22 protein-coding genes, 1 pseudogene and 1 riboswitch are annotated in these 25,807 nt (G+C 50.9%); of the genes and pseudogenes, 5 read left to right on the top strand and 18 right to left on the bottom strand.

The window, feature by feature from the left end:
* Positions 1–7 precede the first annotated feature (7 nt).
* Complete coding sequence (locus B0W44_RS01635) at positions 8–832, top strand: glycerophosphodiester phosphodiesterase (protein WP_077721202.1); 825 nt, start codon at positions 8–10, stop codon at positions 830–832.
* Between the two features lie 58 nt (positions 833–890).
* Here the strand turns inward: B0W44_RS01635 and B0W44_RS01630 are convergent, their stop codons facing one another.
* The 5 genes from B0W44_RS01630 to uvsE all read right to left on the bottom strand — a co-directional run bounded on the left by B0W44_RS01630 (position 891) and on the right by uvsE (position 6,729).
* On the bottom strand, positions 891–1,838 hold the full coding sequence (locus B0W44_RS01630; protein ID WP_228441385.1) for an NAD-dependent epimerase/dehydratase family protein: 948 nt from the start codon (positions 1,836–1,838) through the stop codon (positions 891–893).
* A gap of 60 nt (positions 1,839–1,898) precedes the next feature.
* Positions 1,899–2,861 (bottom strand): class 1b ribonucleoside-diphosphate reductase subunit beta, encoded by a 963-nt coding sequence (nrdF, locus tag B0W44_RS01625; RefSeq protein ID WP_077721201.1) that lies wholly within the window; start codon positions 2,859–2,861, stop codon positions 1,899–1,901.
* A 32-nt stretch (positions 2,862–2,893) separates the two neighbouring features.
* Positions 2,894–4,945 carry a class 1b ribonucleoside-diphosphate reductase subunit alpha gene (nrdE, locus tag B0W44_RS01620; protein ID WP_237087442.1) on the bottom strand — a complete coding sequence of 684 codons (2,052 nt, stop codon included), beginning with the start codon at positions 4,943–4,945 and terminating at the stop codon, positions 2,894–2,896.
* Positions 4,946–4,953: 8 nt separating this feature from the next.
* Positions 4,954–5,325: a class Ib ribonucleoside-diphosphate reductase assembly flavoprotein NrdI gene (nrdI, locus tag B0W44_RS01615; RefSeq protein WP_077718493.1), complete on the bottom strand. Its 372-nt coding sequence runs from the start codon at positions 5,323–5,325 to the stop codon at positions 4,954–4,956.
* Positions 5,326–5,482: 157 nt separating this feature from the next.
* Positions 5,483–5,683: riboswitch (cobalamin riboswitch) on the bottom strand.
* Between the two features lie 83 nt (positions 5,684–5,766).
* The gene (uvsE, locus tag B0W44_RS01610; RefSeq protein WP_077718492.1) at positions 5,767–6,729 is read right to left on the bottom strand and encodes a UV DNA damage repair endonuclease UvsE; all 963 of its coding nucleotides are present in this window, start codon (positions 6,727–6,729) and stop codon (positions 5,767–5,769) included.
* Between the two features lie 113 nt (positions 6,730–6,842).
* On the opposite strand from uvsE, the gene B0W44_RS01605 reads away from it, so the two are divergent.
* Complete coding sequence (locus tag B0W44_RS01605) at positions 6,843–7,697, top strand: YihY/virulence factor BrkB family protein (RefSeq protein WP_228441379.1); 855 nt, start codon at positions 6,843–6,845, stop codon at positions 7,695–7,697.
* Between the two features lie 177 nt (positions 7,698–7,874).
* Here B0W44_RS01605 and B0W44_RS01600 read toward each other — a convergent pair whose 3' ends face one another.
* The 5 genes and pseudogenes from B0W44_RS01600 to B0W44_RS01580 all read right to left on the bottom strand — a co-directional run bounded on the left by B0W44_RS01600 (position 7,875) and on the right by B0W44_RS01580 (position 12,919).
* Positions 7,875–8,828: an aminopeptidase gene (locus B0W44_RS01600; protein ID WP_077718491.1), complete on the bottom strand. Its 954-nt coding sequence runs from the start codon at positions 8,826–8,828 to the stop codon at positions 7,875–7,877.
* A gap of 15 nt (positions 8,829–8,843) precedes the next feature.
* A pseudogene (locus B0W44_RS19165) lies at positions 8,844–9,619 on the bottom strand (IclR family transcriptional regulator).
* A gap of 136 nt (positions 9,620–9,755) precedes the next feature.
* Entirely contained in the window at positions 9,756–10,691 is a 936-nt protein-coding gene (locus B0W44_RS01590) for a DUF1177 domain-containing protein (RefSeq protein ID WP_077718490.1), read from the bottom strand.
* A gap of 70 nt (positions 10,692–10,761) precedes the next feature.
* Positions 10,762–11,565, bottom strand: a complete 804-nt coding sequence (locus tag B0W44_RS01585; RefSeq protein WP_228441373.1) for a nitrilase-related carbon-nitrogen hydrolase — start codon at positions 11,563–11,565, stop codon at positions 10,762–10,764.
* A 52-nt stretch (positions 11,566–11,617) separates the two neighbouring features.
* Positions 11,618–12,919 (bottom strand): cytosine permease, encoded by a 1,302-nt coding sequence (locus B0W44_RS01580; RefSeq protein ID WP_077718488.1) that lies wholly within the window; start codon positions 12,917–12,919, stop codon positions 11,618–11,620.
* Positions 12,920–13,138: 219 nt separating this feature from the next.
* On the opposite strand from B0W44_RS01580, the gene B0W44_RS01575 reads away from it, so the two are divergent.
* Together B0W44_RS01575 and B0W44_RS01570 are read left to right on the top strand one after the other, a co-directional pair.
* On the top strand, positions 13,139–14,419 hold the full coding sequence (locus tag B0W44_RS01575; RefSeq protein ID WP_077718433.1) for an ISNCY family transposase: 1,281 nt from the start codon (positions 13,139–13,141) through the stop codon (positions 14,417–14,419).
* Positions 14,420–14,711: 292 nt separating this feature from the next.
* Entirely contained in the window at positions 14,712–15,383 is a 672-nt protein-coding gene (locus tag B0W44_RS01570) for an AroM family protein (RefSeq protein WP_169835365.1), read from the top strand.
* A 101-nt stretch (positions 15,384–15,484) separates the two neighbouring features.
* Here B0W44_RS01570 and trxB read toward each other — a convergent pair whose 3' ends face one another.
* Together trxB and B0W44_RS01560 are read right to left on the bottom strand one after the other, a co-directional pair.
* The gene (gene trxB, locus B0W44_RS01565; RefSeq protein WP_077718486.1) at positions 15,485–16,438 is read right to left on the bottom strand and encodes a thioredoxin-disulfide reductase; all 954 of its coding nucleotides are present in this window, start codon (positions 16,436–16,438) and stop codon (positions 15,485–15,487) included.
* Positions 16,439–16,600: 162 nt separating this feature from the next.
* A complete protein-coding gene (locus B0W44_RS01560; protein ID WP_077718485.1) occupies positions 16,601–17,242 on the bottom strand; it encodes a class I SAM-dependent methyltransferase in 642 nt (213 codons plus the stop codon).
* A gap of 513 nt (positions 17,243–17,755) precedes the next feature.
* On the opposite strand from B0W44_RS01560, the gene B0W44_RS01555 reads away from it, so the two are divergent.
* Positions 17,756–18,976, top strand: coding sequence for an MFS transporter (locus B0W44_RS01555; protein WP_228441370.1), 1,221 nt, complete (start codon positions 17,756–17,758; stop codon positions 18,974–18,976).
* 15 nt (positions 18,977–18,991) lie between these two features.
* Here B0W44_RS01555 and B0W44_RS01550 read toward each other — a convergent pair whose 3' ends face one another.
* The 6 genes from B0W44_RS01550 to B0W44_RS01525 form a co-directional block, all read right to left on the bottom strand.
* Complete coding sequence (locus B0W44_RS01550; protein WP_228441368.1) at positions 18,992–20,941, bottom strand: TRAP transporter permease; 1,950 nt, start codon at positions 20,939–20,941, stop codon at positions 18,992–18,994.
* Complete coding sequence (locus B0W44_RS01545) at positions 20,916–21,461, bottom strand: DUF1850 domain-containing protein (protein ID WP_077718482.1); 546 nt, start codon at positions 21,459–21,461, stop codon at positions 20,916–20,918. Before B0W44_RS01545 ends, B0W44_RS01550 begins: the two co-directional genes overlap by 26 nt.
* Positions 21,442–22,404: a TAXI family TRAP transporter solute-binding subunit gene (locus B0W44_RS01540; protein ID WP_228441366.1), complete on the bottom strand. Its 963-nt coding sequence runs from the start codon at positions 22,402–22,404 to the stop codon at positions 21,442–21,444. The genes B0W44_RS01545 and B0W44_RS01540 overlap by 20 nt, the downstream gene beginning before the upstream one ends.
* A 193-nt stretch (positions 22,405–22,597) precedes the next feature.
* Positions 22,598–24,283: a DUF6044 family protein gene (locus B0W44_RS01535; protein ID WP_077718481.1), complete on the bottom strand. Its 1,686-nt coding sequence runs from the start codon at positions 24,281–24,283 to the stop codon at positions 22,598–22,600.
* Entirely contained in the window at positions 24,258–25,388 is a 1,131-nt protein-coding gene (gene rffA, locus B0W44_RS01530; RefSeq protein WP_077718480.1) for a dTDP-4-amino-4,6-dideoxygalactose transaminase, read from the bottom strand. The genes B0W44_RS01535 and rffA overlap by 26 nt, the downstream gene beginning before the upstream one ends.
* Before the next feature lie 38 nt (positions 25,389–25,426).
* Entirely contained in the window at positions 25,427–25,807 is a 381-nt protein-coding gene (locus B0W44_RS01525) for an EamA family transporter (RefSeq protein WP_228441363.1), read from the bottom strand.

Here is a 25,807-nt window from a genome sequence, read left to right as displayed (position 1 = left end):
GAAGGGTCTGAATCTCAAACGTCTTTTAGTCGTGACTGTCCTGTTGTTGTCCGTTCTCGTCGCCCCGTTCGCAAACAGTGCCGCTGCTGGAGGACCTCCGCACAAAGTGATGAACATCGCGCACCGCGGCGCGTCTGGCTATGCCCCGGAGAACACCATGGCCGCTTTTGACAAGGCTTTACAGATGAAAGCCGACTACTTTGAACTCGACGTCCAAATGAGCAAAGACGGCAAGCTCGTCCTCATTCACGATGTCACCGTGGACAGGACGACGGACGGCACTGGCCGGGTCGGTGATTTAACTTTTAAAGAACTTCGGCGCCTCGATGCGGGAAGCTGGTTTGATCCTGCCTTTGCCGGAGAGCGCATCCCCACTTTGGAAGAAGCGTTAGACCGCTACCGCGGGAAAATCGGCATTTTGATAGAAATAAAAAATCCCGAGCTGTACCCCGGGATTGAGCGCAAAGTGGCCAAAGCATTAAAAAAGCGCAACTTGCACAAACCGAGAAACGGGAAAATCATCGTCCAATCGTTTAACCACGACTCAGTCAAAAAATTCCACAGACTGTTGCCTTCCGTACCCGTCGGGGTGCTGATCAGCTACCGAGATGAAGGGATAAGCGACAAAGAATTAAGGAACTTTGCGAAGTACGCCGATTACGTCAACCCGAACAAGGACATGGTGGACCGGTCCCTTGTGAAGCGCATCCATCGTTTCGGTATGAAAACGACACCGTGGACGGTACGTGACCGAGCAGAAGCCGACCGGTTAAAATCCATCCGTGTGGACGGGATTGTCACGGATTATCCAGACTACGTTCATCCTCGTTAAAAATAAAGGGGTCTGTCACAAATTTCATCTGTCTTTGTGACAGACCCCTCCTTTTCACTCACGGGCTGTTCGTTTTCGACATGTACCGATAGAGACGCCTTATGCCTTCCTTAAAGCTGACCTCGGCTTCCCAGCCCAGGACGTCTTTCGCCCGGGTACAGTCGAGGCAGCTTCTGCGCACGTCCCCGACACGTTCCTTTTTGCGAATGAGCGGCAAGTCGTGCCCCAGCACTTCTTGCATTTGCCGGTAGATGTCTTCGATGTGCATTTCCACACCGGTGCCGATGTTAATCGGCACGTTGCGGCCCTTTGTCAAAGCGAGGACGTTGGCCCGGGCCACATCGTCGACGTACACATAGTCGCGCGTCGTACCCCGCGGCTGATCCGCGTACGCATACAGTTCAGAAGGTCGATTTTGAAAAAAGTTCTCCATGAAAATCGGAACGACACCGCTCTCCCCTTCTGCCACTTGGCGCGGACCGTACACGTTGGCGTAACGCAGTGACACGTAGGTCAAACCGTACGTCACGGCGTAAAAGTGCAAGTACTTTTCGCCGACGTATTTGGAAATGGCGTAAGGCGAAATCATGTCTGAAACGTGCTCTTCGTCTGTCGGAATGACATCGGCGTCTCCGGCGAGGGCTCCCCCGGAGGAGATGAAAATCACCTTTTTCACGTCAAAGGCGACGCACTGGTTCAACACGTTCAGCAAGCCGACCACATTCAGCTCGGCATCGAACACCGGGTCTTCCACCGACTTCGGCACCGATTTTTGTGCCGCATGGTGATTGACGACGTCCGGTCGTTCTATGTCAAACACTTTGCGAAGGTCGTCTGAGCGAATATCCATCAAGTAAAACGCAGCGTCGGGATGGACATTCTCCTTTTTTCCGGAACTGAGGTTGTCGACAACGACGACGTCGTGCCCTTCCCGAATGTAGGCGTCCACCACGTTGGAGCCGATAAATCCGGCCCCGCCTGTCACTAATATTTTCAATCGCTTCACCTAACCCGTCTTGTTTGTCTGGCCCTATTGTAACACGTCTCGATCGTCCAGTTCATCGTCTTAAAACACAAAGTCCTCATCCCTGAGCGGCTCCACGTTGAGTGCCATGACGTAGCCGTTTCCTTTCACACTAAAAAAGTCGTGGTTTTTCGTATCGGTCTTCAGTCCGTTCAGCACGATGGGATTCACGTCTTCCTCGGCAAAGTGCGGGTCGCGCCCCAAATTCATGAGGGCCTTGTTCGCATTGTAACGGACGAACGCTTTCACGTCGTCGACTAGGTCGATCGGGCTGTAAAGGTCCTCAGTGTAGCGAATCTCGTTCTCGTACAAGTCGTTCAACAGGGTATACAGCTCGTCGTCGGCTGCGCGCTGTTCTTTTTCATCCAGCTCGCTGTAAACGCCCTGGGCGATCGTTCCCACGTACAGACCGTGGATGGACTCGTCGCGAATGATCAGATTGATGATTTCACCAGACGCCGTCAGCTTTCCTTGTCCCGCAAGGTACAACGGGTAGAAAAAGCCGCTGTAAAACAGAAAACTCTCCAAAAACACACTGGCTGCCATCGCCATGTACAATGCCTTTTTCGAAACATCCGGGTTCAACAAATTCCGGTAGTGCTGCTGAATGAGGGTCGCTTTTCGCTGCAACAGGGGGTGTGTTTTCACCCAGTCAAAAATGCGCCGAATTTCCTCCTCCGAACACAGGGTCGTAAAGATGTGGCTGTAACTTTTGGCGTGAATTTGTTCCATCGCCCCCATGAACGACAAAACCGCTTTTTGCTGCAAGTTGTCGACGTGCAGGAGGATGAGCGGCATCCCTTCACCCCCCTGCTCCGTATCGAGAAGCGTTAGTCCACCGAGGACGTTTTTGTACACGTCGCGTTCTGCTTCACTTAATGTGACCCACGTCGAAATGTCCCGCGACACCCCGATTTCTTCTTCGGTCCAAAACTGGGCAATATTTTGTTTCAAAAAGGCTTCGCTGAACCCGTCTGCCGGCGTGTTCCAGTTGACGGCTTCCACCATTTTCCATTCCCCTTTTCTTAACGTTTTCGTTAGACGGCGCAGCTCGTGCACTCCGCGACGTCAATATGTTTGTTGCGCGTGTAGTAGAGGCTCTTCAGTCCTTTTTTGTGGGCGTACACGTAATAGCGCACCAATTCCCGCGTGGAAATGTTGCTGTTGACGTACAGAATGGTGCTGATTCCCTGGTCGACATGGCGCTGAATTTCCGCAATCAGGTCGATGAGTTTAAACTGGTCGATGTGGTACGCCGATTTGTAATAGTAGTAATTCTGCTTCGACAAAAACGGCATCGGATAGTAAGTGGTCGATTTTTCGTACGTGCGGTTTTCGATGTGATCGACGATGGGCAACACGCTGGACGTGGCATTCTGTATATAGCTGATGCTTTGCGTCGGCGCGATGGCAAGCCGGTACGCGTGATACAGCCCGTCTCGCTGCACTTTTTCTTTGAGCTCCTGCCAATCGGCGATCCCCGGAATGTATATGCCGTTAAACAGCCGCTTTACTTTTTCCGTTCGCGGCCTGAAGTCTTCCTTCAAGTACTGCTCGAAATACGTCCCTTTGGCGTATTCACTCTTGTGAAAGTCCTTGAACGTCGTCCGGCGCTCCCGGGCCAATTCATTGCTTTTTTCCAGCGAGTAGAAGTTGACCATCATGAAAAAGGTGCGCACGAAATCTTTCGCTTCTTCGCTTTCGTACATGATGTGGTTCTTTGCGAGAAATCCGTTCAAATTCATGGCTCCCAATCCGACGGAGTGAAGCTCCTCGTTGGCCCTTCGCACACTCGGTGCGTTGGTGATGCGCGTTTTGTCGGAGACCGCCGTCAAGGCCTCCATCCCTTCGTGCACCGATTCGCGTATTTTTCCGGATTCCATCACGTTGACGATGTTAAGGGAGCCGAGATTGCAGCTAATGTCTCGGCGGATGACGTCTGCTTCACCGTAGTCGTTAATCGTTGACGTCTCCTGCAACTGAAAAATCTCCGTACACAAATTCGACATCTTGATATCGGCGATGTCCTTTAACGCGTGGACTCTGTTGGCGTTATCTTTGAACACGAGGTAAGGGTATCCCGACTGCATTTGCGTCACGGCAATTTTTGTCAGCATCTCCCTCGCATCGAGGCGTTTCTTCTGGACGTTTTCGTTTTGCACGAGGGCCTCGTACATGTCGTCCATATCCATGTCGTCTAGATGCTTGCCGTACGCTTTGTAGACGGAATACGGTGCGAAGACGTAAAACGGCTCGCCCTTTTCAGCCAGTTCGAAAAATTTGCTCGGTACAATCAAGCCGATGGACAGGGACTTGATGCGTATTTTTTCGTCGGCATTAATTTTTTTCGTATCTAAAAATTCCACGACGTCCCAGTGAAATATGTTCAAGTAGGCGGCGCCCGCCCCTTTTCGCTGCCCGAGCTGGTCCGCGTAAGAGAAGGCATCTTCCAACAGTTTCACCACCGGGATGACGCCACTCGCCGCCCCTTTCACCCCTTTGATCGCTTCGTTTCGCGCCCGCAACTTAGACAGGTTCAACGCCACGCCGCCGCCAATTTTCGACAGTTGCATCGACGTGCCGATGTTGAACGAGATCGAGTTGAGACTGTCATCCATCTCTAGGAGAAAACAGCTGACCATTTCCCCGCGCCGCTTCTTTCCGGCGTTCATGAACGTCGGTGTCGCCGGCTGGTAGCGCTGTTCCATCATGGAGCGGACGAGCCGCATCGCCTTGTCCAAGTCACCGCCGCCGAGATAGAGGGCCGTGATCGCCACGCGGTCTTCGTAATACTCAAGGTAGTGGGCTTGATCGTCGGTTTTCAAAGCGTAGTCGTTGTAAAATTTCGAAGCGGCCATGTACGACTGAAACGTAAAACCGTAAGCGTAGGCTGTCTCAAACACCTGGGCGATCTGATCGAAGCTGTAGTCCTCGTAAACGTTGTAATAGTAGTCTTGTTCGATCATGAAGTCGATTTTTTCTTTGAGCGAATGGAAGGTCATCATCTTCTCATCGACTTCTTTCATGAACACTTCCACCGCTTCTCGGTCTTTGTCCAGTTGAAAAAAGTCGTCTTTTAACATCATCATTTCGTTGTTCAACTCAACGTGCCGGCTGGCCAAAGCTCCTCCACCCTTTCCATAAATTGCTTTACGTCCTGTTCCGTACCCGACAACTCGAATTTGCATATGACGGGGACGCCGTACCTCTCGGCAATCACATCGGCGCTCCGGGCAAACGACTGACCCCAATTGCGGTTGCCGCTGGCCGCCACGCCCACTAAATGCTCGCCGTTAACCTTAAGGAAATCGTCCACCTTCTTCGGGACTTCCCCAAACCCCGTCGTGTACGTCACCACGACAAACGGTTGACGGACGGTGAGCCCGTCATCAATCTGTACGCTCTCAGCGTCCAGTTTTCGGACAAACCGGCGCACGTTTCCCGTGCGAGAATCGTACGCAATGAGCATGTTTCACACTCCTTTCTCCCAATGAAAAACTCCATCCTTCCCGGATGGAGCTTCAAGCGACCAATCGATCACCATGTCGGGTCAGAACTGCCACGGCGCTCTACCGAAAGCAGCTAACCACCTCGTGTCGCCACCGACGCTCCATCCCCGAAGGTCGGAAAAGCATCGCATTCGGGCAGGTCTCCTGACTCGTGCTTCATCCTACTCCCTCCCCTTCCCACACAAGCAGCGGTCACCGTCATGTGCAGTGGTCCGGAGGTTTCGCTCGCACTCACAGTTGCGGGGGCAGTTCCGGAATTTCACCGGATTCCCTTTTCATCTGCTGTTATAAGCAGACACCCGCATGCGCTCCTATATTCAATATGTAGAAGCCTTTCTTGGATAATCATACTATATATTGTGTTAAATCGCAAGAAAAAATGACAATGTCCGGCAAGAGATTCAGCAGTAGCTGACCGTCCCGCCGTCGATGCGTCGAAAACCGGGGCGCTTCGTCAGCTCTTGCACGAGCTGGAACAGCGCTTCGTCTTTTTGTTTCGCTTCAATCATGACATCAATATCCTGGTCGAATTCCCGTACGATGTCCAGAAAAGGAATGAGGTCATCCGGGTCGATAAACGCTGCGTGACGGCGGAAATCCGTTTCGTCTTTCGGAGATGAGACGTGGATCTTCGGAACGAGGCCCGTCCCTCGCCACGTTTTAAAAATGGGTTGAACCAAGTCCCGCAAATCCGTCCCATCATGATGGCAACGGTGGTGGTGGATGTCCAGCACCATGGGGACGCCGAGTGACTGGCAGAGGTTCAACGTCTCGACGGCGGTGTACGTCTTGTCGTCATTTTCAAGGGTCAGCCGCTCCTTCACGTTGTTCGGAACGCGAGACCAGTGGCGTTTAAACCGCTCCAGGGAACGGGTTTTATTTTGGTAGCCTCCGCCTACGTGGAGGACGATTTTAGCGCGGGAGTCCAAGCCCATCGCCTCCAACATTTGGGCATACCGCTTGAGGTCCTCAATGGAATGGTTCACGACGTCTTCACGGGGCGAATTGATGAGGGTAAAATGTTCCGGGTGAAAGCTCGTTCGCATCTGTTTTTCGCGAATAAAATCACCCAGTTGTTCAAAGTCTTTATGCAAGTAGCGAAAAAAATCCCACTCCTTCGTTAAATCGTGTCCGAAGAGGGGGATCAGCCTTGAAGAAAAACGGTACACGTGTATCCCGGACGCATGGGCGTGGCGAAGGATGCGCAACGTATTCGTTAAATTGGACGAAGCGATGCGGGTTATTTTCCGTAAAGCCGCCTCGCGGTCGACCAACTTTTTGAAATGGGTGACCGTCATCGTCTGGGACGGCGATGCATTTTGTAACGACAGCGCCATGGCGACGAAACCGAATCGTATGTTCACACAATCCCCTCTCGCTTCTCGTCATACTTTTTAATGTGTGCAGTGAAAGCTTTTGTCATCCACACCGCGGACCATACTAATCTTAAATGCACTTAGTTGAGGAAGTGTCCAACATGATGGTGAAAGGAAAACCCAACATTGCGTCGGCGCGATTGTTTCTGAAACAACTGATCCAGCGAATACTGGACAACCGCCTGCCGGATTTGTCAGCCCAGCTCGCTTTCTACTTCTTGTTGTCCCTGTTTCCCTTCTTAATCTTTGCCATGGCGCTCTTCGGGTACTTCGTCTCCTCCGAAGAAGTGTTAGCCCTCCTCAGCCGTTACGTTCCCAGCGCCTCCATGGACGTCATTGAAGGAAACGTGCGGGATGTGTTGGACGTGGAAAGGGGAAGTTTACTCTCTTTCGGGATGGTTGCCACCATCTGGTCGGCTTCTCACGCGACCAACGCCCTCATACGCGCTTTAAACGAAGCGTACGACGTCGAAGAAAGCCGCCCACTCTGGAAAGCGCGCGGTACGGCGATCGTGTTGACGTTTGCCCTCATCGGCATTTTGCTGGTGGCGCTCATCCTTCCCGTGTTCGGTCAAGCCATCGGTCTCCTCTTCTTTTCACTGTTCCACATGACTGAAGCCTTCTGGTCGGTGTGGAATGTGCTGCGGTGGGGGATCAGTTTTACAATTCTGTTTTCGGTCCTCGTGTTCCTTTACTATGCCGCTCCGAACAAACGGCTCGACTTGAGGGACATTGCAGCCGGCGCCCTTTTCGCAACGGTGAGCTGGCAGCTTGTATCGTACGCTTTCTCTTTTTTCGTAAACGAATTCGGTCACTACTCGGCAACGTACGGCGGTTTAGCCGGCGCGATCGTCTTGATGCTCTGGTTTTACTTAACCGGCCTGATTTTGCTCGTCGGCGGCGAGATCAACGCCACCCTCCACTTCTTAAAACGTGAACGCAAAACAGAGCAATGAAATCGAGTAGGAGGGGGCAGCTATCCCCCGATCTCTCCCACCACCGTACGTACCGTTCGGTAAATACGGCGGTTCAAAATATATTCCGTAAGAAGTTGTATCTATTAGTTAAACAAAATCGCGTAGGAAGAGGATGGCTCCCCCTCCTACGCGATTTTAAAGTATAGCAGGATCCATTCACCTTACCCACTTTCCGCGATCAATTACACGCACCCCATCGACCCACACATTCGGTTCGCCGACAACACAATCAATATGCACGCCGGCATCAATCGTCCCACCGAATGTAGAGTTGCTGCCAAAGGCAATGTGGACCGTGCCGTACACTTTTTCATCTTCCAATACGTTACCCGTCACTCGCGCACACTTATTCGTTCCAATTCCAAACTCGCATAACAGTCGACCGTCTGCGTCACCGAGCATTTGCAGCAACCGTTCTCCCGTAAGACCACTCGCTTCCACAAGCCGACCGTCCATCACTTTTAGTTTGACAGGTTCCGGTACAACTCCGATCCCAGCGATCGATTGGTCAATGATCACCGTACCCTCTGCTGTCCCTTCAACTGGTGCAATATAGCTTTCCCCAGACGGCAAGTTGCCAGACTGCCCTTTTTGCGTAAACATCCCCGTACTGCTCATAGCACGCTGCCCATCGATCGCAAAAGTTAGCCTTTCGCCATTTTTTTCTATGACAACTGTCTTCCCAGCATCGAGAATAGCAGAGACGCGTTCCGTCAGCGACTGCACTTCATCGTAATCAGCAGTGATCGCACCTTCACTGAGCATATCAAGGGTCAAACCCGGCATTGTCGCCACTCGTGCCCCTGCTTTCACTGCTCGTTTGCGGGCCTTCGTATGTGTGAGCGAGTGTTCTGTCACACAGATGACAACATCGGCCGCACACATCGCCTCACTGACGACAAACGGTGGTTCTTCACCCGACTTTTGCCTAGGGCTCATCGTTATGTGAACACTTTCTAGACCGAGTTCTCTACCCGCTGTAACGAAAAAACGACCGATGTGTTCTTTATGACTATCCGTGACGACTAAAACCGTTTCTTGCGTTTGTACCGCCAAATTCACTTTCAACAGTTTTGTGGCAATCTCTGTATATCGTTTGACATCTTCCAAGGTGACACCCGTCCTTTAATTATTAAAGTAGCGGTTCAAGTTAAGCCGATATTTTTTCATGACCGCTGACACGTCCTTTTTCGCTTGTTGTAATAAAGGTAAATGACGTGTAATGTCATTTTCTGTAAATCTGTATTTTGGTCCAGACACAGTCAGTGAACCGACTATATGATCATTTGCATCAAATAGTGGTACGGCGATCGCCATCACATCTCTCGTATATTCGCCGCTACTTTGCGCCCAGCCTTTTTCGCGTATCTCCGTTAATGTTTCCCGTATTTGCTGGGGATCGGTCATCGTGTTTTCTGTATATGCCTGAAGTGTCCCACGCAAGATGTTGTCAATTTTCTCAGGGGCATAAACGCCAGAATCGCTCGATACGATGCACCTGCATACAGCGGGACTCGACTTCCGAGGGAAACAGAATACTTTACCTTGTTGTCAGGTTCCATCGCATCTAAAGTTAACGCTTCGTCGCCATCTAGCCCGGTCAAAAAAACCGATTCGCCAGTGTCGATCATGAGTTGTTTCATAATGGGCCTAATCAGTTCTGGGAGTTTCATGCTGTCATACATACGTAAGCCTAATTCCCACAACCGAATACCGAGAGTATACTTTTTCGTTGCGTCATCTTTTACCAAGAAACGATTCGCTTCAAGCGTCTCTAAAATACGGTAAACAGTCGAGTGATTCATCCCTGTTTCTTTCGCTAATTCACGAGCGCCCCAGGACGGTTTTTCTTTAGAAAAATAATTTAACAATTTTAACGATTGATCGACTGTTTTAAGCATTTGACATTCCCCTTAAAAAATACACTGACAGTCGCATGTTGTTTGCGTCTTGTTCAGTGTATTTTTGAGCATATCCTTCATACAATTATACCTTAATTACTCGCCAAAAGGGCGAAAACTTCTAGTTTTTAGTACTTTATTTCGTCTTGCCCATCGTTTGTAAAATGGTCATCGAACCGTACAGTTGCTGCAACCGTTCGAATTCGTCACGATCGTAAAAGTGACATTTTTCCATTGTAAATTCCTTGGCCACTTCGATCGCGAATTTCGCCGCGAGAGCAATGTCAACTTCATGACTTGCTCCGGTGCCACAACCGGGTACCGCCGTCTCTGCTGTAACGGCTAACCCGACAACAGGAGCAGCCGTAGCGACAGCAGGTTGTAAAATGCTGTTAATGTGGTAAATATCATTCCCGTACGGTGTAATGTCTTGCGTTGTGATGGGGAACGTCACTGGCAATCGCCCTGTCGTCATCTCCATAATTCTCAGCAAATCGTCGCTGAAGCGCAAAATGTAGCCTTCTTTAACCGTTGGGGAGATGGCGATCCCTTTATGGTTGATGACGCGGTTTCCCTTCGTCGCATCTATCGATAAGATGGCTTCCATCCGCGGATCAACCTCGTATTGATTCATCGTCATTATGTCGACCGGCGAACCCATGAAGTCGACGGGTTCGTGCGGCTGTGTCGGCGCGTCCGGACATATGTGGGTCGAGATGATGACATCACCAGCGAGCCGATCCCCTTTATCGTGCATTTGTGCCAACTTTAAAGCACTCGCCATGGCAGCAATGGCACCATCTGCGTCTGACACGATACCGATCCGATTCGGTCGGGCACCGATGCCGCCAAGACGTCCAACGATACCAAACGTCGGTGCTTTCCCACCGGCCATCTTCCCGGACTTCCCTGGAATCGTAATCTTCACAAAATCTGTCGAACCTTTATCCCCCTGTACCGTCTTACAGTTAACTTCCACACCTTCGTATGGCGCAAACAGTTCCACGACACTTTCCCCAGAAACGCGAGGGTCATCCAATAGTTCATACACGATTAGCGTTTGTTTTAACATTGAATACCTCCCCGTTGCGATGTCAAAGTAATGCGAATGACTAACTGTTATCTGTTCGTCTCGTGATAAACTAGTATCGGTATATGTCCGGTCGACGGTCTTTCAAAAACGGGACCTGTTTACGGTAGTTCTTCACATCGTCAAGATCAATTTCGACCACTTGCATTTCCTCTTTATCCATTTTTCCGTACAAGAGTTGTTGACCTCGTGGATTGTACAGCTGGTTGTTACCGAACATGTGCCGATCCGCTTCGTGTCCAACCCGGTTAATACCGCCTACGAAGCAGGCATTTTCCAAAGAGCGCGAACGAAAGTAAATATCCCACAAATCTTTATCCTGTATTGGAAACGCAGAGGGACACAAAATGAGCTCAGCCCCTTGTAACGCAAGTGAACGCGTCACTTCCGGGAATCCGCCATCGTAACAGATCATCACGCCCAACGTTCCGAAATCGAGTTTGAACACAGGCAGTTCCGTTCCTTCTCTGAAGTAAAGACGCTCTTGTGCCCACAAATGCGTTTTATGGTAAGCACCGACGAACTGACCCTTTCGGTCTATGACGATAGCGCTGTTGTAAATGACACCCGGAACATTCAACCGATAGGCGATCGGAGCAACGACATTAACGTTATATTTGGCTGCGGCGTCAGACAAAGCTTTAACTGTAGGTCCCTTCGCATCTTCTGCCAAATCGTAGTAACGATCACCGATGATCTCTGGATTGTAGCCTGTTGTAAACAATTCCGGAAACACGACGAGGTCAGCTTTCTGTTGTGAAGCTTCCTTGATAAAGTCAGTCGCTTTAGTGACATTGGCAGAAACATTCATCATTTCGCTTTGAAACTGCACGAAGGATAAAACGGTGTTTCTCAATTTTTTCCCTCCAACGTTCATATTGACATATCTTGAAATGCGGCACTTATCTTTACTTCACAAACATGGCAGTGCCATTTTTCGCGAACCGCATACCGACGTATTGCAAGACTGCCGCGATTAAAAGACCGTCAAATGCAGGAACGGTCGTTAACGTGAAAACCCCATTTCCCGCGAGAAATGAAACGAGCGATCCAATGCCCCAAGCCACTACAGAAACTGGGCGGATGTTAACGAGTCGATCCAAGTTCGATGTGACGTAGTGTTGCTTATGAAACAAGTAATAATCGACAGCGATGACACCACCCATCGGTGGTATGAGTACACCTAAAAACGTCAGGAAGGACGTGAAATTGTCATAAATACCGAGCAAGGCTAAGATGATCCCGAGCGTTCCGGAAATAACCGTCAAGTGCCACTTTTTCATCTTTCTAAACACGACGGCAAACCCTAAAGCAGAGCAGTACAAGTTGTTGTCGTTTGACGTCCACTGGGCTAACAGCAGCACGATGAGGGCGATTATCCCCCAACCAAGACGCAACATAATGTCAACAATGTCCCACGTCCCAGCCACTTGAGCCATCAACGCACCAATAAGCATGACAATCGGTACGACGATCACGAAAGATAATATCGCTGCTCCAACCGTATCTTTAGCTGATTTGGCATATCGGGACACGTCTGGTGCCACAACAGCTCCAACGATGAATGAACTGATGACCATCGAGATGCCTAACCCGATGGAAATCGGTTCACCAGTCCCTTTCATTTCCATGATCTCAGAAAAACTGTAGTCCTGTGCTATTTTCCATACTGAACCAAACATGAGCAAGAGCAACAGAGGCACCGCTAACTTACTGAGAAAATCAAGCCCTCTGTAACCGATCGTGGCCGTAAGCATCATACAAATCCCGCCGAGAATGATAAAAAAAGAGACGTTGCCGCTTAAGCCGGTCCACATTTCCCACGCAGTGGACGATGTCTTCCCAAACAGACCGAGTTGAACAGCAAACCATCCGTATGAACCCAGTGCTTGAATAAGTGCAATCAAAATGATAGCGCGATCACCAAACGTAAACCGACTAATCATCGCGGTGGACAAGTTTGTTTTAGCACCGACGACCCCTATTAAAACCGTTACCAATGCAAGAATTGCGCCACCTATGACAGCTGCAACAGCAGCCTGGCGAATTGTTAATCCGTCTCCAACAGTTCCTCCTGTCAACAAAAGACCGAGACTAATGCCTACGCCTGCCCAAATAAGCCCCATTGAAAGCCAGCTTCTCGTCTTTTCTTGAGGAACAGACTTCACACTGTAATCCTCAAATAATTTATCTACCTTCTTTTCAGCCATTGCATCGTTCACCCCTCATTTATCTGTTATAATGTTCATACAGCCAGTTTGTTTCATTAAATGAATATTTATTTCAATATATGAAACACAATCTAATGCTAATATACCAAATGAATGGGAAACTGTAAACACGTTTTTCGTCACACGTGTTGTTCGTCAGTGATATTGTCATATTGTAACGCGTCAGTGAAAATGTCACATATGGGAGAGAACATATTCATGAGCAGACAAGAGCTGAAGCGTTACACCGTCATTGATCGCTGGATTCAAGGTTTGATCACAGGAGGTGAAGCCGCTGAACTCCTTGGGTTAAGTTACCGCCAGGTTTGTCGTCTCAAAAAACGGGTGCTTGAGGAGGGGGAAACGGGGATTATCCACAAAAACAAAGGACGCAAACCGGCACACGCACTGTCTGACAATACACGTCAAAGAATTCTGGAGCTCCACCAAAGCGATGCGTATCAAGGGTGTAATGATGTGCATTTTGCCGAATTGTTGGCCAAGTACGAAGGAATTCACGTCAGTCCGTCAACCGTGCGTCGCATTCGCTCTGAGGCCGGCATCAAACCGAAACGCAAACGGCGTCCGGCTAACGTGCACCGGCCACGTGAGCGAAAGCCACAAGCCGGCATGTTAGTCCAAATGGACGGGAGCCCTCACCCTTGGTTGGAAGATCGAGCGGAACCGATGTCCCTTCTTGCCGCCATTGATGATGCCACTGGAAAAGTCGTGGCTGCTCTTTTCCGGCCACAGGAGGACACCGAGGGCTATTTTAGGCTGACACGACAGATGATTGAGCAAACTGGCATTCCGATGAGTGTGTATTCGGATCGCCATATGATTTTCCGTTCCCCTAACGAGAAGCAAACGATCGAGCAGGAATTGGCGGGAGAACCCGTTCCTTTGTCGCAATTCGGACAAGCCCTTGAAGAGTTAGGTGTGACTCATATCAAAGCCTTAACACCACAAGCCAAGGGACGGATTGAACGGCTGTTCCAAACGCTACAAGACCGTTGGATTGTCGAGTTGCGCCTCCGGGGCATCGACACCATTGAGGAGGCCAACACGGTGCTGCCGGAGTTGATCAAAGCGCATAACGAACAGTTTGCGGTTGAACCGCGTGACCCAGAAAGTGCGTTTGTCCCTTTGGAACAAGGACAAGCGTTGGATCTAATTCTTTGCTACCGTGAAAAGCGTACTCTGGGAACCGGAGAAACAATTGCTTACAAAGGAAAAACCTACACAATAGATCGCTCGGATCACCAACAAACCATCCCGCGCAAAACCCGTGTCGAAGTGCGAGAAACATTAGACGGAAGACTATTTGTCCGGCACAAAGGGGTGGATTACCCCCTAAAGGAAACAGTAAAACCAAAACGCCAGTCGCTGCAAAAACAAAAGGCGAGCTCGGAGAAACAACCTCACAAGCCCGCACTCAATCATCCTTGGCGCCAATATGGGCGCACCCAATCTAAATCTAGGATACGACAACGGGCTTAAAAAATCTAGACTGTGCCGTTAGAATACGGACAATGATCCCTTCATCCCTTTTAGCCAGGGAGCTTGTAGTGGGCATTTTATCAAGGGCGAGTGAAACTCGGGCATACGCCTTTACCCTTGATAAAATGCCCACTACAAGCTACGCTCCTGAACGGGATGGGGGAATAACTAAAATAGGACAGAATCACTGACGAGTTAATAGGACATTTTCACTGACGCTTGACACACGTTTTTCGTCACACGATTGCCATATTTTCTTTATACCGAAACGCGAGAAATGGAGGGTGTGGAAATGACAAATAGATTGGGGATCATCACCATCGGACAAGCGCCCCGTGTCGATATGGTTCCTGAGATGCGTACCTTGTTGCCTGATCATATCGAAGTGATAGAAAAAGGGGCAATAGACGACTTTTCGAGCGAGGATCTCTTAACGCTGGCTCCAAAAGAAGGCGACATCACGCTCGTGTCGCGGTTAAAAAATGGGGAAGCAGTCACTGTTTCTGAGAGAGCGATCTTGCCACTGTTACAAGAAAAAATAAGTTTACTTGAGGAAATGGGCACAACGACAACGATCATTGCCTGCACGGGAACATTTCCTCCTTTTAAAAGCAAACACCCGCTCCTTTACCCAGACCGAGTTTTGACGCATTTTGTTTCGGGAATTTTACCGCATGGGAAACTCGGGATCATCGTACCGCTTCCTGAACAAATCGCGGCAATGCGAGAGAAGTGGGAACGCCCGAATCTTCAGTTAGCGTTCACCGCTGCCTCTCCTTACGACAAGGGAACAGACTTCGAATATGCAGGTCGCGTATTACAGGAGCAAGGTGTCGATGTGATTGTTTTAGATTGTATGGGATACAGTGTGAGCATGAAGGAACGTGTGAAAAACGTTGTGAATGTTCCCGTCATTTTGTCGCGGTCGGTTGTCGCACGAGCTGCAGCAGAAATGGTTTCGTGACGTCGGGCGCACCGTCAGCCATTAGAAGCGGGGAGAGCTTCCACACCCTCCCCGCTTCTGATTGACGCCGTATGACTGTACTTACGTGCGCGTCTTGAACGTTAAGTGGACAACGTTTGACTCCAATCGGTGGATATTTCGCCTTCCAGGAATTTCTCGCAGTCGAGGGCTGCCATACAACCGGACCCCGCTGCCGTAATCGCCTGCCGATACTTGAAGTCCTGCACGTCGCCGGCCGCGAACACTCCCGGAATGTTCGTTTCCGTCGACCCTGGCTTTACCTTAATGTAGCCGATCTCGTCTGTATCCACCTGCCCTTCGAGGAATGCCGTATTTGGCCTGTGACCGATGGCCACGAAAAGACCGTCCGTCTCAATGACCTCTTCTTCGCCCGTTTCATTGTTTCTCACTTTGAGACCGGTCACTTTTTGGCCGTCTGACAACACTTCGACAGGCGTTCGGTTCATGCTCCACGTAATCTTGTCGTTGTTGCGGGCTCGCTCTTGCATAATTTTTGAGGCTCTCAGCTCATTGCGACGGTGTACAATGCGGACTTCACTTGCAAATTTCGTCAGGAACGTCGCTTCCTCCATCGCCGAATCGCCGCCGCCCACGACGACGAGCTTCTTATTGCGGAAGAAAAATCCGTCACACGTGGCACACGTGCTGACACCGCGTCCGATATTGTCCTTCTCCCCAGGGATGCCCAACAATTTGGCTGACGCGCCGGTGGCAATGATGAGGGACTGTGTTTCCAACTCACCAAGTCCACTCACCTGTAATGTAAACGGCCGCTTTGACAAATCGACTTTCGTCACCCAGCCCCGCTTAATCTCTGCACCGAAACGCTCGGCCTGCTTGCGCATGTTATCCATTAACTCCGGACCAAGGATTCCGTCTGGAAAACCGGGGTAATTTTCTACATCCGTCGTCTGCGACAACTGACCGCCGGGTTCTTGTCCTTCAATCACTAGTGGATTCATGTTGGCTCTTGCCAAATAAATCGCTGCCGTGTAACCGGCGGGACCTGTCCCGAGAACAATGACCTTGTGCATGTGCTGTCCTCCCTCTACATCGTCTTGTTTTATTATGGTTGAAAAAAAAGAGCGTTTCAAGCATTCCATTCCATCATAATATACATATACTCCTAAGGGTATATTATCAAATGACAGCGAATCGTCAAGGGCGTATCCAGCAAAGCGGGTCCTGTTTTATCTCTATTGTTTCACGGCTTCAAAAAGCCATACGAACTGATTGAATCGCGAAAATGTCACCTGATGGAAGTTGTGTTCCCGAAACAATTGCTTCAACACAGCGATCGTTGTATAGTACTCTGTCTGCAAGTCCTCCAGTAGTTTTTCGTAGCCTTGCCGTTTCACCTTTTCCATGATCTCTTGTCTTGCCCCTTCCGTTTCGAAGACGGTATCCGCAAAGACGATTTTCCCGTTCACCGGGAGGAGTTCGCTGTACCGGCGGATGGCTTCGCTCTTTTCCGCATCGGTCAAATGGTGGAAAGCGTAAGTACTGGTAACAGTGTGAATGGGCTCGTCAACGGGAGGGAAGTGCAAAAAGTCACCTTCCAAAAGGATGATAGACGGCACCTTTTCCTTCGCCTTTTTTCGCATTTTTTTGGACGGCTCTACACCGTACACGCGGTGCCCCCTAGCCAGCAATTTTTCAGTCAAGTTCCCCGTTCCGACACCGAATTCCAGGACGGTCCCGACTGTTCGCTCAGCCACACTCGTCAAAATGCGGTCGTAATCCTCAAACACCGCTTTATATTCTTCATCGTGGCCGGACACCGTTTGATCGTACGTGTCCGCCCACTGGTCAAATAACGGGTCAAACCTCGTCGCCATAATGCCTCTTCCCCCTAATCCTTATTAACATCATGGGTTTAATGAGATATTTAATGCTTTAAAGTTACCACATCTTCGTGCCGTGTGGCAACGGGAATATTTGCTCTGAACAATTCCACCCTTTCTAAAATAGTCGTTTCAAGCTATAATGAAAATAGTGAAAGTTTTCCGCTTTGCCCACGGCAAGGTGGCGTTTTTTTATGTTCAAGAACGGCCCCGTGGCCGATTGGGGCGTCATCTAAAGTAATAAAACCACTCACATTTGCGGCACCGAGAAGTGGAAGAAACACTGTGTGACGTTGTGCGAAAAAGGGGATGCTTGAAGACTAAGGGAGCTGTTCGAAGTCACGTTCTATGGAGGTGATACTTCACTCATTCGATTTGGTGTGGGTAACTGCCGATTGGAGGAAACCGTCATCTACTGTTTTCAGCCTCCTCCTTCGCCACGGATCACACGACATGTGCCGAGGCTGTAAGGGCAGCAACACGAATCTTCAGGAGAGAATGGTGTGTATGAACAAACGAGGGAAACTGTGGACAAAACCTTTTATTTTACTGATTCTCGCCAACTGGTTTACGTTTATGAGCTTCCAAATGCTCATCCCGACACTTCCTCCCCACATGCAAAATATAGGCGGATCGGAACTTTCCGTCGGGCTTGTCACGACGTTATTTTCTGTGGCCGCTGTCCTCGTCCGCCCATTCATCGGATTCATCCTTGAAAGTCAGCCGCGGAAACAGCTGATTCTCTTCGGATCTGTCTCACTGCTCGTGGTGACGATTTTGTATCCGTTCTTGCACATCGTCGCCCTGTTTTTACTGTTGCGCTTTATGCACGGTCTGGGATGGGGACTGTCGACGACCGTCAACGGCACAGCCGCCGTTGACCTAATCCCGTCTTCCCGCATTGGCGAAGGGATGGGTTATTTCACCCTCTCTGTCACCCTTGGCATGATCATCGCGCCGAGCCTCGGGATTTACATTTTTCAACATTACCATTTCAACGCGTTAATTTTCATTTCCGGCACGTTAGGCGTAATTGCCCTGGCCTTGTTTTCTTTGATTAAGATCCCGCAGCCAGATAGCGTAAAAAAACTCAAGGTGTCGTTTAAATCTTTTTCCTTTTTCGGCTCATTGATAGACAGGCAAAGTTGGTACCCGGCCCTGGTGACGTTTTTGACGGCGTTCGGCTACGGTTCCATCGTGACCTTCATCGTCATATTTACTCAAGAAAAGTCTTTAGAGCACGTCTTTCTCTTTTACCTTTTCAACGCCCTTACTGCGACGCTCGTGCGCCCGATTACAGGCAAGTGGTTTGACCGCAAGGGCCCGTGGTCCCTGATCTTGACGTGTGCCCTACTCGCTTTCGCCGGAATGTGGGCCCTCATTCTCGCTAAAAGCAACGCGTATCTCATCTTGTCAGGGATTTTGTTCGGAATGGGGTACGGGTCGATGATACCCGCTCTGCAATCGTGGGTTCTCTCCAAAACGACGCGGGAAAAGAGCGGCACGGCCAACGGGATGTACTATTCAGCCATCGACATGGGCATCGGGCTCAGCGGACTGTTGCTGGGCATCATAAAGCCCGCTGTCGGGACAGCCGCCCTTTTTGAACTTTCGAGCATCTGTTTCATCGTCGTGATCGTTCTCGTATTTGTCGACTACGTGAGGCAGTCGCGCAATCGGCCACGGACGGTGAAGGGTAAGGGGATTGTGGAATCACGTCAGGCTTGACAGTCGATTGAGGCACTAGGCAGAACTCGCATCGATGTGCTTCTGACGGCGACGCCACTGCCACCATAACGTCCCTAGTACGATCACGACCCCTAATGTGTCCGTCAACCCGTTCGGCTGAATGAGCAGCAGCGCCGAAATGGCTAGCGTTAAACGCAACAGGAGCGGCACTCTAGTCAACAGATACCCTTCCACTGCCGTTCCGAGCATGAGCACTCCGAGGACAGACGTTAACACCACGGCAATTCCTTCTGTCCAATGTGTATCGAGTAAGAGCAACTCATTGGAGAAGACGAACATGTACGGCACGACAAACCCGGCCACCGCAAGTTTAACAGCTTGGAAACCGGTTCTCATCGGGTTCCCCCCCGAGATCCCAGACGCGGCAAAAGCAGCCAGTGCAACGGGAGGTGTCACGTTGGCGAAAATGCCGAAGTAAAAGACGAACATGTGTGCCACGAGTGGTTCGATTCCCATCCTGACGAGGACGGGAGCTGCCATCGTCACAGTAATGACGTACGCGGGGATTGACGGAACCCCCATCCCGAGTACGATAGAGGCTATCATCGCCAACACGAGAGTCAAAAACAAGCTCCCTCCGCCGAATGCAATAATCGCGTTCGCAAGGTTGAGACCGAACCCGGTTAAAGCTGCAACACCGACAATAATCCCGACGGCGGCACACGCCATCGCCACTCCGATCGCCGACCTTGCCCCTTGCTCGAGGGCTTCGACAAAGTCACGGACACTCATGCGTGTCGTTGAGCGCAGTTGTGCCACGACAACCGTCACCATGATCGTCCAAAAGGCCGAAAACAAAATGGTCGCTTTGGAGAAAAACAACATGTATATGAGGAAGAGAAGCGGTACCAACAAGTGTCCCCGCTCCTTCACGACTTCCTTCACCCGCGGGATGTCTTTCCGTGGTATACCGGTCAAACCTAGCCGGTCAGCCCGTAAATGCACTTGCGTCATAACGCTTAAGTAGTATAACAACGCCGGAAGCAGGCCCGCCAAGGCGATGGCCGAATAACTCATCCCGAGTGTCTCGGCCATAATAAAAGCGGCCGCCCCCATGACCGGCGGCAACACTTGGCCACCGACGGAAGCGCTCGATTCTACTGCCCCCGCAAACTCGCGATGATAGCCGATTTTTCTCATCATTGGAATCGTAAACGCGCCGGTCGAGACGACGTTGGCAATGGCCGACCCGTTAATCGACCCCATAAAGCCGCTGGCCAATACCGCCACCTTCGCCGGCCCCCCTTTTGAAGAACCCGCTATAGCCAGAGCCAAATCGTTAAAAAATTGACCCATGCCCGATTTGCTCAAAATGGCACCAAACAAAATAAACAAAAAGATATACGTGGCGGAAACGCCGATCGCCGTGCCGTAAATTCCTTCTAACCCCATAAACATGTACGCGATTGTATCTTCGAACGAATAGCCGCGGTGTGCGAAAACACTGACAGGAACGTCTCGACCGAAGACAGCGTACAACACGAACAGGACTGCCAAAATCGGCAACCCCCAACCGACGACGCGTCGGGCCGCCTCCAACACGAGTATTAAAACCACCGCTGAAAGCACAAGGTCCATCCCGTTGTACAATGTCGTGCCCCGCTGCACTATCCCGGCGTACTCCACGACAATATATAGACCTGTTATCAGCCCGAGGACCGCCAAGACGCCGTCGTACCAGGGCAGTTTTTTCCGTGAACTCTTATGCGTCATCGGATAAAGCAAAAAAACGAGTGCCAGCATGACCGCGACATGAACGGCTCGGTGCGGATGTGTGTTGAAAACGGGGTAAGCCGAGGTGTACAAATGATACATCGAGAGCCCGACCGCTAAAACGGAGACGATGCGCGCTGGACACTTCGTCTCAAAAACGCGGTACTTGGACTCTCGATCGTATCTCTCCAGTATCGCTGTTCGTTCAACGGATTGCGAGGTCGGTCGCACAATCGTTCACCTCACTAAAAAATACCTGCAAGCGCGGTTTCAAGAGTACTTTGACGACTACCGGGACATGGTGGGGGAGGATGTCGTCCATAGGCAGCTCACGACCGTTTACTTCCAACTGATGATTGACGTGATTTGAGTAAAAAAAACGAAGTTCTGGAAAAGACCGCTTCATTTCGCGCATGACGATCCACCCGTCATTCACGGCGACAACTGGTACTTCAGCATCCACACCCGCTCCAAACGACTGTACGCGGATTTCCCGCAACGCCAGCACGTTTTCGTCGACAACGTAAATTTCTACCCAAGGCGTTTTCTCAACGGAATGCACCCATGAAAGTTGCACCGTTTCCCCGTCGCGGACGGGTTTAATAATGTATGTTTTCCCCGTTTCCTCGTGTTGCACCGTTAAGACTTTGACAGGAGACACAAGCCAAGCAACTGCACTTGCGACGAGCAGTACGCGCACCACACCCAGCAAAGGATGAAACGGGATCCGCTTATTCAATTCCCGCTTCATTGAAGTATTTTTCAGCACCAGGATGAAAGGGGATCGGAACAGAGTCTTTTGCCGAATCTTTTGTAATGTCGGCTGCAGCGTTGTGAGAGCTGTGAATCACTTCAATGTTGTCGAACAGCGTTTTCGTCAATGTGAACACCGTGTCTTCGTCCAACTCATTGCTGGCTACCAAAATGTTCATGATCGAAGCAGTCGGTATGTCCTCTTTATTGGTGTACGTGCCTGCAGGAATGACATTTTCGACGTAATACGGATGCATTTCCTTCAATTTTTCCATTGCTTCTCCCTCAATTGGAATCACGTTCACCTCTTGTGCAGTAGACAGATCGGTTACGGTCGAGTTGGGTAAACCAGACGTAACAAATGCCGCATCGACGGTACCGTTCTTCATTCCGTCAATCGCTTCACTGTAAGACAAGTAATCGGCATTAAAATCGTCGTACGACAAGCCGTACGCTTCCAATACTGCCCGCGCGTTCAATTCCACCCCACTGTTCGGAGCCCCGACACCCACATGTTTCCCCTTCAAATCTTCCATTTTCTCGATTCCCGAATCGACAGTCGTCACGACTTGTACGAAATTCGGATAGAGCGAGGCGACCGCTGAAAATGAATCCACTTTGTGCTGAAACGGCTCGATCCCCTCAAACGCCTGAGTGGCCGCATCTCCCATAATGATGGCTAACTCGGCTCGCCCCTGGTCGATGAGATTAATATTTTCCACGGATGCACCCGTCGCCTGGACCGAAGACGTCGCCCCTAGCTCTTCTTCGTACAACTTGCTTAAAGCGCCTCCGATCGGGTAATAGACCCCCGACTGTCCGCCGGTCGCAATGGTCACAAACAAGTCTTCCGCACCGTCGCCTGTAGAGCCGCCTCCACAGGCGGCCAACAATACCAAGGGATACAACGCACAGGCAATCATGAACCATTTTCGTTTCAAAACTTTGCCCCCCCTAAAGCGTATTCAAAACTGACAAACACCCTAGCGCTTTTGGCCAGGAAAAAGCTTTCGAGCGGTAGTCCTTCACTGTCATCTTACGCGCACACTTTTTTAGGTATTCGGCTCTTCAAAAGTGTTCTCAATAAAAAACCGCCCGCGAGGACGGTAAACCGTAGCAGATGGGATTGTCCATTCACGACCCGCCTGTCACCTCGTACACATAGATCTTCCAAGGGGACTGTTCGCTCTCGAACGTGTCTATCAGTTTCAAGCGGGTCTCTTCACTGTTGTTGATTTTAACTGCGGAGAGCACATAATCGCCCCCAAGTGTTTTCAGCGCTTCCGTGTCTAGCTCGAGATGGTCGATCTCTTTTTCCTTCTCTTTCGTGAAGGTGTAGTGTTTGCCCAACTCATCGGTGAAGACGTAGCACCGGCTGCCCCACGTGTCGAAGTAGCGGCGGATCGTTTTGTTCTTTTCCAGTTCAGGAGCGATGACGTCCCGAAAGGCGTGCTTGTATTCGAGGGGGTAGGATGTGATGTATCCGTCCACCGTATGGAAGCCGCTGTACAGAGGGATGGCCGGGTGCATCCCGATACTGACGACCCGGTAATCGGCTGGGTCTCGACCGATGTGGTCCTGAATCGATTTGAACAGCTCTTCTGAATAAAACTCGCGGTATGACAGGGAGTCGTAACGCTGGTACTTAATTTCCGGATGCCCAGCGTACGTCACGTACCCCACCTGCGAAATGACCAAAAGAACAGCCAAAACGTTCATCCACCTCGTTTTGTCAACCAGGACCCGCAACGCAAGGGCAAACGCGACGTACCAAATCAACGGACTCAAAAAGTGAAAGCGGGCAAAGTTGAACGTATTGAGCAGTTCACTCCTGTCCTTGAGGAACCGCATCCCTTCCCAGTACCAAAATCCGTACCACAGGGACAGGCCAAACGAGAGTAAGACGAGAAACACCAGCCACTTCGCCTGCTTTCCCCGCAAGCGGCTGATGAGGAGGGCCAACCCGATGGCAAACAGCACGCCATACTCATGGAGGGAAATGTCGTGCGTGTGGGCAGTGTGAAAGTCCTCCAGACCGAGCTTAACCGCTCCCCATACGTCTTTATGTCCCAGATTGAACTCCACGCGATGGGGGACAGAGCTTGACGCGACAAACGTCTCGTACACGAGGCGGTACTCGACGAGGAGGTATACGCTCCCCATCATGGCGATGGCCATCAGGAACTTGCCGTTCAGCCGTTTCGTTCTCATCCAGTCGACGAGGCACACAACGCCCATCGCCGCAAGGAAAAAGGCGAACGTCAGCACGAGGCTCGAATAAAAGGGGACCAACAGTAAAATGAGCCAGTCCTTCACTGTCGCCTTTTCGGCCCGAATGTTTAAAAAGGCGTACAGCACAAGGGGCATCCCCGCAAAACTGAGTCCGCTCGTCGGCAAAAACGGCAAAAAGGAAAAGGCGAGGGCGACACCTGAGGCGATGAACTTGTACCGTTCTCCTTGAATGACGTGCTTTTGCAGTAACAAGTACATGCCGAAAAAAGCGACGAAGCGCATCAACGTTTCGTTGATGGCGTAAGCGGTAAACGGCTTGAACCAGACGAACAGCCACAGGATGAAGTTGAATTCGGAGCCGTACGATCCCCGGGGCAAGCCGCCCAGCATATGGGGGATTTCTGTCTCAGACGGGGCAAAGATTTGACCGCTCTCTGCCAGTATTTTAAACCAGACGACATTGGAGTCGAGGTTGTCGTGAATCCGGACGTGCGCATCCTCTCCCAGGAAGACGTACGGTGACACGTACAGCGCGACGAGGACGACGGCTGTCAACACCCACTTATGTTTCGTAAAAGCGCCAGACAACGTCGACGACCTCTCGTATCTCGTCAGATTTTAAACCGTAGTAAAGGGGCAGACGTACAAGCCGCTCGCTCTCCAGCGTCGTATACCGGTCCGCGCCGTGAAACCGTCCCACTTTGCGGCCGGGCTCCGTCAGGTGTAGCGGAACGTAGTGAAAAGTCCCCATCGCGCCGCATTCTTTCATCCACGCCAGAAGGCGCGCCCGTTCGTTCCCGTCTTTCGCTTTGATGTAGTACATATGCCCATTGTGTTCGCATTCAAGGGGAACGACCGGCTGTTCAATCGCTCCTGCTTCGGCCAGCGGTTGGAGCTGTCGGTCGTACGCCTGCCAACTGTTGAGCCGGTCGTTCTGAATCTCGTCGGCATGCCGAAGCTGGGCGTACAAGTACGCCGCGTTCAGTTCGCTCGGCAGGTACGACGACCCGATGTCTACCCACGTGTACTTGTCCACTTCACCACGGTAAAACTTCGAGCGGTCCGTCCCCTTCTCCCGGACGTATTCGGCCCGCTCTAAAAAGCGTTCGTCGTTGATGAGGAGCGCTCCTCCTTCTCCACACGTGATGTTTTTCGTCTCGTGAAAACTGTAACAGCCAAGGTGCCCGATCGTGCCCAGGGCCGTTCCTTTGTAACGGCTCATGACACCTTGAGCCGCGTCTTCCACTACGAACAACTTGTATGTATCTGCGAGGTCCATAATTTTATCCATGTCACAGGCGACACCGGCGTAGTGCACGGCGACGATCACTTTCGTCCGGTCCGTAATGGCCGCTTCTATCAGTTGCTCATTCACGTTCATCGTATCGGGACGTATGTCGACGAACACGATGGTCGCCCCGCGTAAAGCGAACGCATTCGCCGTTGACACGAACGTGTAGGACGGCATAATCACCTCGTCTCCCGGCCCGACCTCCGTCAAGATGGCCGCCATTTCCAACGCGTGGGTACACGACGTCGTTAACAGTACTTTCGCACAGTCGAAGCGTTCCTCGAACCAGCGCTGGCAGCTTTGCGTGAATTCGCCGTCACCCGACACTTTCTCCGCCTTGAGGGCTTGTGCGATACAGGTCATCTCATCGCCTGTCACAGCCGGCCTGTTAAATGGTATCATCTTCCTCCACTCCCGAAATGCATGCGTTGTTTTGATCGTCACAACGATTGACTGGTCACGATCACTCCCAGTACGATCAACCCCAATCCGGCCACTTTGGCAAATGTCACGGATTCCTGGAACAGAAAAATCGACAAGCCGAACACGAGCACAAACGACAAGCTCATAAAAGGATATGCGTAACTGATCTCGAACTTCGTCATCGCCGCCATCCAGAAGAGAGAGGCGGCAAAAGCCGAAACCATGCCTGAAAAAACAAACGGGTCGAGAACTAGTTTCAGGAGAAACCACCCTTTTTCAAACCAACGCCCGTCCGGCAGTTCTCCGTACTGACTGATGCGCCACTTTAGTACGAGTTGGCCGTAAACCGTAAAAATGATGGTCCCAAAAATGTAGACGTATCCCATCGTACCCTCCAC

It is taken from the genome of Novibacillus thermophilus, from assembly GCF_002005165.1.
Taxonomy (GTDB): Bacteria; Bacillota; Bacilli; order Thermoactinomycetales; family Novibacillaceae; genus Novibacillus; species Novibacillus thermophilus.
This window is presented reverse-complemented; position numbering and strand designations above follow the sequence as displayed.